Below are 13975 nucleotides of genomic sequence, written 5' to 3'. Positions count from 1 at the left end.
AATCTACAAATAATTATATTTTGAAATTAATTTGAGATTATATAATTAGGAGATACCTATCAATCTTTATTTGGATTACTACCCAACACAAAATGAAGTTGGCCACCTTCCAATATTTCCTTATGGGTTAAAGTAAGTTTATTATAGGGTTTTCCGTTTAAAGTCATAGCCTGTATGTACTTGTTTTCATCCGATTGATTTTCGGTAGTTATTTTAAATTGCTTTCCATTTTCTAATTGAATTGTTGCTTCTTGTATATATGGCGATGTTAAACTATAAATACCATCGGCTGGATTTATAGGATACATTCCTATGGAAGAAAAGACTAACCACGCCGACATTTGTCCGCAATCTTCATTACCACAATAACCATCAGGCTTGGTACTATATTGGGTGTTTATGATTTTACGAACCATTTCTTGGGTTTTCCATGGCTGATGGATGTTGTTATACAAATATGCCACATGATGACTAGGTTCGTTTCCATGTGCATATTGACCAATCATGCCTGTACTGAAAATGGGTAACTTATCATCTTTAGCAGGGTAATACGTAAACATGGAATCCAGTTTTTGTGTAAAACGTTCTTTACCTAAAACAGTTATCAACCCATCTATATCGTGGGGCACAAACCAAAAATATTGCCATGCATTACTTTCGCAAAACTCTTTGGTATATTCTTTGGGCGAAAACGGACTTGTAAAATTTCCTTTTTCATCTTTTGGACGGAAAAAAGTAGATTTTGAATCGTATAAATTTTTCCAATTCGTGGCTCTTTTGGCAAAGGTTTTCTCAATGTCTTTTTCACCCAAGGCTTTTGCTAATTGTGCAATGCACCAATCGTTATAAGCATATTCTAATGTTTTGGATACGGACCAATTTTCATGACTTTCACCTGTTGGCACATATCCTAATTTCATATAGGTATCTATTTGTCTGCCCTTTTCTGTGGCCGATGCTACACATGCTTCCAATGCTTTTTTAGCATCTAAAGGAATCCCTTTAAAGTACGCATCTACAATAACAGGAACTGCGTGGTAACCAATCATCATATTCGTTTCATTGCCTGCTAACGACCAAACGGGCAACAGACCTGTTTCATCATAATGTGACAGAAACGATTTAATCATATCCTCCGTTTCGTTGGGGGCAATCATGGTATATAATGGATGTGTTGCTCTAAAGGTATCCCAAAGCGAAAAAGTATCGTATTTGTTATAACCCTTGGCTATGTGGTTATTTCCGTCGGCACCCTTGTAAGCCCCATCTATATCGCTATGTAATGATGGGGTTAAAAATACATGATACAAATTGGTATAAAACAATTCTTTCTGCTCCTTTGTTCCTTCTATTTTTATTTTTGAAAGATACTGTTCCCAAACTTTATCAGCTTCTTCAACGGTTTGGTTGAAGTTCCAATGAGGTATTTCAGCGTCTAAGTTTTTACGAGCGCCCTCAATACTTGCTGAAGACAAGGCTACTTTTACCAGTATTTTTTCATTATCGGACGTTTTATAATCTGCTATTATCTTGGTAAACTGCCCTTCAACAGTTTGTTCATTTATTGCTTCAGAATTTTTATATAACTGAGCGTTATCAAATGGTTTAGAGAATTTCATAACAAAATACACGCGTTGGTCCGCTGCCCACCCTTTCGATTTTCTGTAGCCTGAAATGGTTCGGGTATCCTCTATGGTAATTTTAGTTTCCATAGGTTTATCCCAATTTAAACTATAGCCCAAATCGAGAATGATTTGGCTTTTTTCATCTGCAGGAAACGTATATTGATGAAAGCCAACACGTGCTGTTGTTGTTAATTCTGCTTTGATGCCAGAACTTAATAAATCTACAGAATAATACCCCGGACTCGCTTTTTCTTTTTCGTGTGAAAATTTAGAATAAGGCCTGTAAGCGCCCTCTGGCGTTAAACTTTCAGTAAATCTGCTATTTAAGGGCATCACCAACAAATCGTACATATCACCCGCTCCGGTACCAGAAAGGTGCGTATGGCTAAAACCTGCAATGGTAGAATCTGGGTAAAAATAGCCTGCAATTCTATCCCAACCAGGCAAACCATTATCTGGACTTAACTGTACCATCCCAAAAGGCACCACGGCTCCGGGATAGGTGTTCCCAGGGCCATCGGTACCCGTAAAGGTGTTTACGTAACTGGTAAGTTTTTCTATTGAAACTTCTTTTACTTTCTGTTTATTTCCATCTTTACAAGAAATAACTCCTAAACCTAATACCAGTATTAAATAGCTATAATATTTCATTTACTTCGTTCTCAATTTATTTACCATAAGATTTGCATTATTTGCAATATGTCTTTTATAATCTTGGGTGTAAAGCGTGGCAATGCTACTGTATTCTTCTGCTAATTTATTATAATCTTTCCAAGCCTTATCATAGGCTTTAATCCACTTTTTAACCTCTTTTTCATCCTTTTTAATTACGGCAGCATCCATATATACCAAAATTCTATATATTTTATACAGTCTTAATCCGTATTCCGAAGAACCGATGGCATGATTTTTAGTTTCTTCATTTTGCCAACGTATAGATTTTGCTAACCTTACAATTTCTTCCCATTTTGCTACCGCTTCATCCTTTTGCGCCAAGTTTCTTTTATGTGCCAATTCACCCTTACCTACCATAGGCCATGCGATACCTTGATCTCGCGTCCACCAAGGGTTCATGTCTCTAAATGTAGTGTTTCTGCCTCTTACTACGGCTTCCGCAGAAAGCAGACATAGTTTTCTGAATTTAGCAACATCATCACCAGTTAAATTCAAGCGTTCTGTGGCATATCTATTAAAAATAAACGCCTCACTTTTATCTGTGTTTTGACCCCATTGCGCCATTACCCAAGAATTTAAATCGCACCACAACTCATCTTTAATATACGGACCATCCCATCCGCCACCGCGAGACCATGTCCAAACACCTGCATACAATTCTGTTTTGGTATCTACAAACTCTTGAATACTGTTGATTGCTTCTTCTGGCATACTAGCATGCTCCTCAAAACCATCAATAACGCCGTTTGCAATATAGTTAGGGTAAGCCCCTTTTCCTTCATACTCGCGAGCCGATTGCACTTCGATAATTTGACGATGGCGCCCTTGCCCAATCACTTTACTAAACGCGTTTGCTCTATGAAAATCGCCTTCACAGTGCTTAACACTAATAATTAAATTTTTATGTGGCTCTACGGCATCACTAACTTTTAGGTAAGCCTCCAAATTTACATCAAAGGCTCCCCAAGTGCGGAAAATAAGTTGCTTATCCCGTTTTACACAAATTTCTTCTTTCAATATATTGATGAGGGGAATGATTGTTTTTTCTGGACTTTTTTTATCCTCAATAGCTCCTAAATGATAAGGTGCATCGTGCAGATAAGTTTCACCAATACGAACTACCAAGCCATCCATGTCTGAAAATTGATCGAACATTTCGTTTATTTGGGCACGTATCAATTTTTCGGTTAACGCATCGTTAGGATCTCCAAAGGTTTTTTCTATTTGGAATTTCTCAATCAATCTTTTAGGAAACAAAACAAGGTCTGACATGGCGTAAATAGCCATACCTTCTGCTTTACATGCTGCATGCATTTGCTTTATTTGCGCCGCCTTTTCATCAACCCATTTACGATCTTCTGAACCTTTGGGCAAAATATCGGCATCTACCGACTCCCAATTAATGGCCAACGCTGGCGATTCAAAAAGAAAATACACCTTACCATTATAGCCCATTTCTTTTACAACCGCAGGGTTATTGTATTTAGATTGATATGGTGTCTCACCTGGATTGTGATGTACCATATCTAAAATTAAAGGTGCTTTCTGTGCAACTATTTCTGTTCCTAAAACACTAAAAAATGCTAATATGGAAACAATAATATGTTTACTTAAATTTAATTTACCCATGTTTATCAGATTCATTATCGATTAAAAACCTGTAACAGAACTGCTTATTGGTGTTAGTTCTTCACCTTGTAACGCATACCACACATCAATCATTTTCGGGTTTTCGCTGGGTTTGTAGTGAATGGTTATGGGATGCCATCCTTTTTTTAAGGCTATCTTTCCGTGGCGTTTTCTTGGTCCATGATAACCGCCATTATCTACAACGACTTCATTTCCGATAAACAATAAATTACCACCATCAGAGCGCGTTTCAAATTCATAAATTCCATCTTTTTCCGCTTTAAAATACCCTTGGTAACTTATAGAAAAGTCTTTTTCATTTTTAAAGTCTCCTAAAGAAATACTATCCACTTTGGTGAAATTAGTATCAGTAGGTGTTTTGATTTCTTCTACTTTTTTGAACCTCCCTCTGGTAATCCATCTTTTTAATCCTGATGCCTTTGGGGTTTCACTAGAAGCTCCTTTATAAACTTTCTGAATAACTTTTGCCGTTTTTAAATCGTTGAATTTATCGCCACGATAAGCACGTGCTTTAATAGTAATGGTATCGTTTACCACAAAAGGTCCGTTATATTTTATGGTTTCTTTTGTTGGAATACTGCCATCTAAAGAATAATAAATATCGACCCCATCAAGTGGGTAAGCCAATTTTAATGTAACTTCGGTAGTATCCACAAAAGCAATATCCTTTTCAAGACCTTGAACAGCAGGAATGTAATAATACACATCCAGCATATCTAAACGGTCGTATTGCTTTTCGACTCTTTTATTAAACGCTTCAAAATCGCGTTCTTGATCTACCCATGCATTTTCTGCCACTGCCAACATTCTGGGGAATGCTTGGTACTGCAAACGCTTAAAACTAGGAATCCATTCGGACCATAAATTGGCTTGAATGCCCAAAACATGATTAGCCTCTTCTGCTGTAAAATGTTCTGGAATGGGTTCGTAATTATATATTTTTTCCAAGGTGTTTCCTTCATTTAAATAATCGAAATAATAAGCATCGGTTGGTGTTATTATCACGTCGTTTCCATTTTCTGCCGCTTTTTTTGGCGCTTCAGGTCGCCATCCTCTCCACCACATGATGGTAGCTTCTTTTGTTAAACCACCTTCAACAATTTCATCCCAGCCCAAAAATTGTTTTCCTTTGGATTGTAAAAATTGCTCGATATCCCTATTGAAGAATGATTGTAATTCGTGTTCGTTTTTTAACCCGTGCTCTTTGATGGCTTTTTGACAGTTAGGACATTTTTCCCATGATTTGATATTCACTTCATCACCACCAATATGAACATAACTAGCAGGAAATAAAGGAATCACTTCACTTAATACATTTTTCATGAATTCATAGGTTGTTTCCTTACCTAAACACGTTGGATAGGTAAATACGGTATCCCAACCAGATTCTTCGTTACATGATAAAAACGGATAATTATCGATGGCCGATTTGAAGTGACCAGGCATATCTATTTCTGGAATTACGGTAATACAACGTTCATCAGCATAGGCAACAATTTCCTTAATTTGCTCTTGGGTGAAAAAGCCACCGTATTTACGCTCTCCATCAATCTCTTTAAATTTAGCCTCATCAATGGTATACAGCTTGTTTTCCACAGCTCTTTCCATACAAATGGTATCTTGATTGTTTGGCGTTCTCCAAGCACCTTTTTCGGTTAATAATGGATATTTTTTTATTTCAATGCGCCACCCTTGGTCATCGGTTAAATGCATGTGATAGGTATTCAATTTATAAAGCGCCATATAATCTAAAAAAGATTTAACCTCATCAATATCAATAAAATGACGACTAAAATCGTTATGCATACCACGCCAAACAAAACGAGGTTCATCTTCTATAACAACACAAGGCACAAACCAATTTGCTTGCACTTTTTCTTTACTTTCAATGTCTACTGGCAATAACTGGCGAATGGTTTGAACGGCATTAAAAAACCCAGTTTCTTCCGATGCTTTTACCATAATGGACGTTGGATTCACCTCTAAAGTATATGCACCATCTTTTAATCCTTCAACATTTTCAAAAACAATGGCATTTTCAGATACTTTATTTACCACCTGTAAATTGAATTCTGCTGCCGCTTTAAACAATCCTAGAAGATAATTTACAGCCTTTTGCTGACTTTTATCTTGTTGTACTACGGATGTATTCGCCTTGAACTGAAAGGAACTTTCCTTTAACTGAAAACTTGTTGGTTTTGGCAGTAGCGAAATATCTTCTACTTTGAAAGTCGGTTTTGTTTGTGCACACGACGCTAAAAGTAACGTTATGAATAAAAAAGCTATATAATTTTTCATCTTTAGGGTTTTGTTATTTTGATGTTAATTTGTTTTACTACTTACTTTTAAAAACTCTTCCTTGGTGGCTAACGGCATCATATTGGTTTTTCTATTTTTGCTCCGTTTTGCGGCTTTATTTAAAACTTCCGGATCTTCATCACTTGGCAAGCCTTCAATTTTGTTATATTTAGGATTAGCATCGGCATTAGGTAATGTATTGACGTAATTATTGAATTGCTTCACTACTTTTCGATACGATTTATTTTCAATAAGATTTTTAGTTTCATAAGGATCCTTTTCCATATCAAACAAACGAATTACTTGTTTTAGGCTATCTACATACACTTTAAATTTTTCATTTCGAAGCACTCTATCTCTGAATACAAAGGCGTTCTGCATTCTTCCTTCCTCATCAATTCCTGCCGGTAAACCTCCCATGGATAGCGTATAATCTCGCTGGCTTTTTTTAGTTTTTCCTGATAACACATCGGCAAATGAATGACCATCAATGGCAACATTTGAATCTTTTTTTATTCCTGCCAACTCTAATAATGTTGGATAAACATCTGTAAAATCTATTAAAGCATCACTTTCAAAATGATTTTTAGAGGGTGTTGATACTATAAATGGTGCATTAATACCATTTTCAGTAAGAAAGGCTTTTCCTCCTCGCATATAAACACCATTTCTTTTTCCAACAATATAGGGCGCTGTTCCATTATCTGTGGTAAAAATTAGGTAGGTATTATCCATTAATCCAGAATCTTCAAGCGACTTCACTATTTTACCAATAATGAAATCGGTATATCGAACCATGGCCTGATGCTTTTCATAATTGGTTTTAACATGGGGTTCATGAGGCGTATGTACAAATGGTGTATGCGTTAACACCATAGGATAATAGACACAAAAAGGATTATCCTTATTATTATTTATAAAATCAATGATGAAATCGGAAAAAATATCGGGTCCGAATTGACCTTTGTAAGTTTTGCTGCCTTCTTTGGTATAAATATATGGATCCCAATAACGATTTTCACTAGGCTTATTCCCAGATTCATACCCTGTCCACATACAAAAGGCATCAAACCCAGCTTTTTCCATGGCTTTGGGTTCTATCCTAAAATCGTTTATTTGCCATTTCCCTGCTATACCTGTTTTATACCCTGATTGTTGTAATACTTTGGCAAAACTTGGGTTTTTATCGGCATCAAAGTTAACTCCCAATCCCCAACGAGGCACATCAAAATGACTCACCCAACCGTTTGAATATGGGTATTGCCCCGTAATTAAAGCCACACGACTTGGTGTACATTGTGGCATTGAATAGGCGTTATTAAATTTTATTCCTGTTGCTGCTATTTGGTCGATGTTAGGTGTTTCAATTTCGGAAGCGCCGTAACTTGAAATCCATTCTTTTCCTAAATCATCAACCATGATAAAAATAAAGTTTGGTTGTTGATTTTTTACTTGAGAAGTTGTTTTAAACGAAAACATACTTGCAACAAAGATGAAAATCAAAATTCGTTTTACATTTATTAAACAACGCATAATCAATGATGTCTTAATTAATTTCCCCACTCGATTTCGCCATGCTCTAAACTCCAGTCATTACCAAAGTACCCTACGGCTTTTACACTTTCAATACCATTTGCATAAATGGCATTGGTGAAAATCATAACATCAGGAATATCGGTTCCTGAACCAAAATATTTGTTAGGTATCGTTGCCTCAAATCCTTTCAATCCTGTTCCTGTAATCGCTGCAACCGACGCCGTTTTACTATCTATTCTTGGGTAAGTTAAATAGACCCCATAATCATCCCCTTTTAAGATTTTACTACCAACTGTAACTTCGTTACGCTTCACTTGCACAGGACTTTTGGCCAACAACAATTTCCACGCAGAATTTGTAGAAGCATTTCCGTATAGAATAACCGATCGGTCTTTATATTTTTTAAGTGAAAATTCTTTATCAGAAATGATATCTGTAGAGCCATTGCCTCGATAATAAAAAGTTTCGGCATCAAAACGGGCTTTGTTGAATGCCCAATTATTTTCGGCATCGTTACCTTTTGTTCCATATACAAACAGCATGTTGTTTTTAAAGGCTTCCTTAAAATTACCGTACCTGCTTGGATTTTTCTCGAAGGTATTGGTTGGCGCTTTAGTTAATGACCATGTGCCATTTACTTTTTCAAACCAAACTTCTTTTCCTTTATATGCCACTAAATTTTCAAAAGAAGTACTGTCTATTTTAACCTGAACCGTATCTGAAGCTATGGTATGTTTTAAATCGAGTTTGAACTTTTTTAAATTTTCGGTTTCAAGAGAAATGGTTCGTGTTTTTAAATCTTCATGATTCTTAATTTGCTTTTCAGTACGAATATTTTGAGTGGCTTTAACTCCAGAAAATTCAAATAATTTTTCTTGTTGATATAATGTTACGTATCTACTTTCTGAAGATACACCAGGGTTTGGAGTACGGAATTCAAACGTTTTTACATCGCCGTTTTCGGGAATGGTATGCCATTTAAAATAATCGAATATGGTATGAAAATCGATACCAAACCAATGTTTTTTGTCTTCATACTCCAGATATGCGAAATCTGGATGAAACTCGGCTAAATGTTTTCGCATAAATCGGGCTTGGTCTACAGGAACCACCTCATCGGCATCACCATGTTGAATGTACACCCCATGGTGTAGATAATTTCTAGACAACTCTAAAGTATGGCTAGCATGATTGGAACGCACAAACATATTTTCTAAAGGCGTTGGCTTTTCAACCTCTTCTTTATTCGCATACGAAAACAACGAATACCAACCAGAAATAGGTGCAATAGCTGCCCATTTGTTAGGAAATATAGCACCCAAATGCCATGTGCCATGACCACCCATAGAATGCCCTGTTAGATAGGTACGCTTTGGGTCTGTACCATACATTTTTTCGGTAAGCTCTTGAACTTCCATAGCATCCCATCGGCCCCAATCTTCCCAATTAAAGCCATAATCTCTGCGGTTTGTTGGGGCTATAACATGACCCCAATCTTTGGCTTGATATTGCACCGCTTGGTTTTTCGCTTCCACATTGGCACCATGAACCGATAAAAACATGGCAGGCTTTTCATCTGTTTTTAAATCACCTTCTTTTACTGAAAAATATTGTACACTACCATCAATGTTTGAAATAAATGTTCTCGAATAACGCTCTTCAGGAGTTCTAACTTGATATAAAACTGATGCTTCATCAATCAGTTTAGAACCTTCATACAATTGTATTTTTACTCGAACTGTATCTTTTTCAGTATAATTATCTTTTACCTGATACGGTACTTTTCGCATAGATAAGGGCACAATCGAAGACACCTTAGTTTCTAATGTTTTACCTTGAGATTCTGCTACGATTTTTAGATTTTTGAGTGTTTTTGCTGTGGAATTCAATATTCTGATAGACCCAATTTTAATATCGCTTTCAGTGGTTAAAAAATCGGGATTGGTCATATCACGTTCCAACAAAGCAATTGGTTTTTCAACTGAAAGTAATTGCATAAACACTTCACCTCGGCCGCCCCTTACCAAAAAGGTATTTTTTCCTTTAAGGAGTTCAATGGGATGAAACGTAAGGTGCTTGTTATACACATCACCTCCACGAGGAATGCCATTTACAAACACTTCATTATGACCTGAAATTTCAAGGATTTTAATTTCTGATATAGGCGCATTGTAAGTAACATACAAATAACCGCCTCTTAGTTTTCTACTTTTAAAAACGCCTTTTTCGTCTGTGGTTAAGGGTTCCCAACGTTCCACGTTATCTTGTCTTCCTATGCCAACAGAATCGTTTACAATAGGTTCATAATTGGTTTTTGTTATGAAATTATGAAAAACAGGATCGGTATAAATGATGGATCTATCGCCTTTGTTGGTGGCCCCAATTACCAATCCGTTTTTTAACGGAATGGTGTCTTGAGCATGTAATGAAACACCCAAAAAGGTAATAAATAAAAGGAATCCTAAACGAAAATTAGTCATAATAAAATACTTTCTATTTGATGTTAAGTTTTACAATTTCATCGATGTCGTTCATAGAATTAGTGTCTACATATAAAAATGTGCCTTCTTTCATTTGCTTGAACTTGATTTTTGTTTTGCCATCAAACGATGTTGCTGAACTTATTTTTTCTTTCAATTCTGGAATAAAAATATAAGGCTCTGATGTGCCATTTAATATATGCACATAAAGCGTTTTATCTTTTTTGGTAATGGTTCCCCAGTCTTGGGTTTTTATAACATCGCCTCTTGTGCCATAAATACTTTCGCCATATTTAGAAGTCCATTCGCCCATTTCCTTTAAAGTGTCTACGAATTCTGGTTGAATTTTACCGTTTGGCATCGGGCCTACGTTCAATAATAAATTTCCATTTTTACCAGCTGCTTTTACTAAAAAGTGAATGAGTTGTTTTGCTGATTTAAATTTCTCGTCGTAAATACTGTACCCCCATTTACTCGCCATGGTAGCGCAAGACTCCAAAGGTAATTGACTAACGTGAACGCCATCGCTATAACCACCGTGATTTTCACCTGGCAAATCGCGCTCGAATGTTTGAATATCATCTCCAGGAATTGGTTGTATGTGGTGGTTGTTAGCTATTAAGGTACTCGGACTTAACTTATGAATTAAAGAATAAATCTCGTCGTATTGCCAGTTTGCTTCTTTTTGGTCCCAATGACCATCAAACCAAATCATGCCTATTTCACCGTAGTTGGTTAGTAATTCTGTAAGTTGGGCTTTCATAAAGTCTACATAGTTGTCCCAAGCTTCGGCATCTCCTTTTTTGCCTTCTTTATAATCGTCACGTTTCCAATCCAGTAAAGAATAGTAAAAATTCAATTTAATACCTTCTTTTTTACACGCCTCTGCCAATTCTTTTAATGGGTCTTTTCCGTAAGGTGTGGCATCTACAATATTAAAATCGCTGGCATCGGTATCGAACATACTGAAACTGTCGTGGTGACGCGAGGTTATCGTGATGTATTTCATACCTGCAGATTTTGCTATTTTCACCCACTCTTCCGCATTAAAATCTTGTGGATTAAAGAAATCGGCTAAACGTTCGTAGTTGTCTGCTTTAATTTTCTTTAAAAACATCACCCATTCCCCATCGGCTAAAATGCTATAAACACCCCAGTGGATGAACATACCAAATTTCATATCTTGAAACTCTTTACGTGCGTCTAAATTCCCTTGCGTAGGTGTGTACTCGGGCATGGGGTATTGGTAATGTTTTTGAGCATTACTGGTAAATGTAAGTAAACCTAAAAGGCAAATAATGGCTATCTTCTTCATATTGATTTGTTTTTTATTTTTCTTAATTAATAACGGGTTCTGGCCCCATGTCCATTTCTAAAATACCACCATTGGTGATTTCTTCGTGCGTTATCCAAAAGCGATTTAATGGTTTACCATTCAACTTAATGGCTTGTATATAAATGTTTTCTTTGGAATTGTTTTGAGCGGTAATCTTGAATGTTTTTCCTGAATAATAATTGTTGTCCAATTTAATTTCAACCTCATTAAAAACGGGACTCGTAATTTGGTATTTATTATCGCCCGGATTAATCGGATGAATCCCTATGGAAGCCAATACGTACCACGCCGATAATTGCCCAACATCTTCATTACCACACAATCCGTAAGCATCGGTGCCATAAGCCTTATCGCAAATTTTACGGGTATATTTTTGGGTTAAGTGCGGCACACCTGCTTCGTTGAACATGAACGGCACATGATGCACAGGTTCGTTGGCATGGTTGTAATAGTTGTTCCAAAGAAAATCTTCTGGCGTGTTTTCAAAAAACGTAATCAATTCGTTTTTAAAGGCTTCTTCGCCACCCATCAAGGTTTTTAAGCCTTCGATATCGTGAGGCACAAACCACCCTTGTTGAAACGGATTGCTCTCAATACACCCTTGTCCATGCACGGTTTTTCCTTTCCATTCCATCCAAATTCCGGTGCTATCTTTAGCCCTAAACCAATTCACCTCATCGTTCCAAATATTCTTATAATTTTTGCTTTTTTTGAAATAAGTTTCTGCAATGTCGTTTTTACCTAAAGATTTTGCAAAGGTTGCCAATGCCCAATCTGAATAGGCATATTCAAGTGTTTTTGAAATGTGTTTGTGGAAATAACCCAACTCGCCATTTCCTGTGTTATCTACCGTGTTTTTAGAGTATTTAAATGCTTTTTCAATATCGTAGTTGCGAATGCCTTTTTGATAGGCATCATTAATAACCGAAACCGCTGGATTACCCAACATCACCCCAGAATACGAATTTAGCATTTCCCAACGCGGTAAATACTCCCTACCGCTCAATTCTGCCATTTGTAATAATGAATTAATCTCATCATCTACCAAAGATGGATTGATAATTGTTTGTAACGGAAATTGTGAACGAAACACATCCCAACCACTAAAAATCGTTCGATAAGTAAAACTATTGGTTTGATGCACTTTTTTATCGGCACCTATATAATTGCCATTCACATCGGAAAAGGCACGAGGGTCTATCATGGTGTGATACATGGCCGTGTAAAAAATAGTTTTCTTTACATCGGATGCGCCCGTTACCGCAATACTTTTTATCGCTTCACTCCACCGATTGCGCGCTTCTTTTCTTGTTTTATCAAAATCCCAATGATTAATATCGTGCTCCAGATTTTCCTTAGCACCTTCGATACTCACAAATGAAATACCACTTTTCACCAATACTTGTTCGCCTTCTTTTGTACTGAAATTGGTAAAAAAGCCTAAATGCTTACCTTGCATTTCCTGCTTACCTTTAAAAATTTCGGCATTTTTTACGGCTGTTTGGTAATCGTCTTGCCTGATATAGCGCATTTTTCTTGGAACATCAGGTATATCGGCACTCCAAATTCCGTAGTCTTTTAATGGCTTGCTAAATTGGCAATAGAAATACACTACATAATCGGCATTACCCGCACCAGCACCCCAGCCACCACCTTCGGGCGGACATTTCATCCAGCCTTCAATGGTGTTTTCATTAACTACTTTTATGTATTGTTCTGTGGAGGTACCACCAACGCGACGCGCTAAATCGATTTGAATTCTGGCACTTTCATTTTCCGGATACGTAAACCGGATGATGCCTGCTCTGGGTGCCGCCGTTAATTCTGCTTTCACCTTATAATCCTCTAAAGTTACCGCGTAATAGCCTGCTTGGGTTACTTCGGTATCATGCGAAAATCGTGAACGGTAACCGCCTTCCGGATTTTCAGGAACGCCTCTATTGGTTTGTAGCTTCCCTGTAGTTGGTGTTACCAAAAAGTTTCCTAAATCTCCGAACCAGCCCACGCCACTCATATGGGTAAAACTAAACCCTTCCATAGTTTCATGTTCAAAGGAATATCCTGAACCATTGTCGCCATCGGAAACAGTATCCGGACTTAATTGCACCAAACCAAAAGGCGTTGCGGCTCCTGGAAATGTTTTACCAAAACCATGCGCATCTTTAGATTTTTTTCCATAAGTAATGGCGCCAATTATTGGGTCTATATAATCTACCGGCTGCTTTTCTGTTGGTGTTTTTTGGTTTGTTGTTTTTGAAGAAGAACAAGAAACCCCGACTAGAACTGCTAGTGCTAAACAAAATATAATGACTATGTTTCTTTTTCTAAATAACATATAACTCTTTTTATACTGTTTTTCTCATTTTGAGCAACGA

7 protein-coding genes are annotated in these 13975 nt (G+C 36.9%); all 7 read right to left on the bottom strand.

Going from position 1 to position 13975, the window contains the following annotated elements:
- Positions 1-59 precede the first annotated feature (59 nt).
- The 7 genes from J8H85_RS04035 to J8H85_RS04005 are packed head-to-tail and all read right to left on the bottom strand — an operon-like array spanning position 60 to position 13935.
- On the bottom strand, positions 60-2276 hold the full coding sequence (locus J8H85_RS04035; protein ID WP_209652917.1) for a GH92 family glycosyl hydrolase: 2217 nt from the start codon (positions 2274-2276) through the stop codon (positions 60-62).
- A complete protein-coding gene (locus J8H85_RS04030) occupies positions 2277-3929 on the bottom strand; it encodes a hypothetical protein (RefSeq protein WP_209652915.1) in 1653 nt (550 codons plus the stop codon).
- Positions 3930-3950: 21 nt separating this feature from the next.
- Positions 3951-6248 carry a family 20 glycosylhydrolase gene (locus J8H85_RS04025; protein WP_209652913.1) on the bottom strand — a complete coding sequence of 766 codons (2298 nt, stop codon included), beginning with the start codon at positions 6246-6248 and terminating at the stop codon, positions 3951-3953.
- Positions 6249-6272: 24 nt separating this feature from the next.
- Complete coding sequence (locus tag J8H85_RS04020) at positions 6273-7751, bottom strand: sulfatase-like hydrolase/transferase (protein WP_209652911.1); 1479 nt, start codon at positions 7749-7751, stop codon at positions 6273-6275.
- A 47-nt stretch (positions 7752-7798) separates the two neighbouring features.
- Positions 7799-10264: a prolyl oligopeptidase family serine peptidase gene (locus J8H85_RS04015; RefSeq protein ID WP_209652909.1), complete on the bottom strand. Its 2466-nt coding sequence runs from the start codon at positions 10262-10264 to the stop codon at positions 7799-7801.
- Positions 10265-10277: 13 nt separating this feature from the next.
- Complete coding sequence (locus J8H85_RS04010; RefSeq protein WP_209652907.1) at positions 10278-11579, bottom strand: alpha-L-fucosidase; 1302 nt, start codon at positions 11577-11579, stop codon at positions 10278-10280.
- 22 nt (positions 11580-11601) lie between these two features.
- Entirely contained in the window at positions 11602-13935 is a 2334-nt protein-coding gene (locus J8H85_RS04005) for a GH92 family glycosyl hydrolase (protein ID WP_209652905.1), read from the bottom strand.
- Positions 13936-13975 lie beyond the last annotated feature (40 nt).

This window comes from Mariniflexile gromovii, assembly GCF_017814435.1.
Classification (GTDB): domain Bacteria; phylum Bacteroidota; class Bacteroidia; order Flavobacteriales; family Flavobacteriaceae; genus Mariniflexile; species Mariniflexile gromovii.
Note: the sequence above shows the minus strand (reverse complement) of the source record. Positions and strands in the feature narration are given on the sequence as shown.

What these genes read in the sequence shown, in the direction of transcription:
- J8H85_RS04030 (WP_209652915.1), bottom strand. Translation starts at nt 3,929, where the DNA reads ATGGGTAAATTAAATTTAAGTAAACATATTATTGTTTCCATATTAGCA.
- J8H85_RS04025 (WP_209652913.1), bottom strand. Translation starts at nt 6,248, where the DNA reads ATGAAAAATTATATAGCTTTTTTATTCATAACGTTACTTTTAGCGTCG.
- J8H85_RS04010 (WP_209652907.1), bottom strand. Translation starts at nt 11,579, where the DNA reads ATGAAGAAGATAGCCATTATTTGCCTTTTAGGTTTACTTACATTTACC.
- J8H85_RS04015 (WP_209652909.1), bottom strand. Translation starts at nt 10,264, where the DNA reads ATGACTAATTTTCGTTTAGGATTCCTTTTATTTATTACCTTTTTGGGT.
- J8H85_RS04005 (WP_209652905.1), bottom strand. Translation starts at nt 13,935, where the DNA reads ATGTTATTTAGAAAAAGAAACATAGTCATTATATTTTGTTTAGCACTA.
- J8H85_RS04035 (WP_209652917.1), bottom strand. Translation starts at nt 2,276, where the DNA reads ATGAAATATTATAGCTATTTAATACTGGTATTAGGTTTAGGAGTTATT.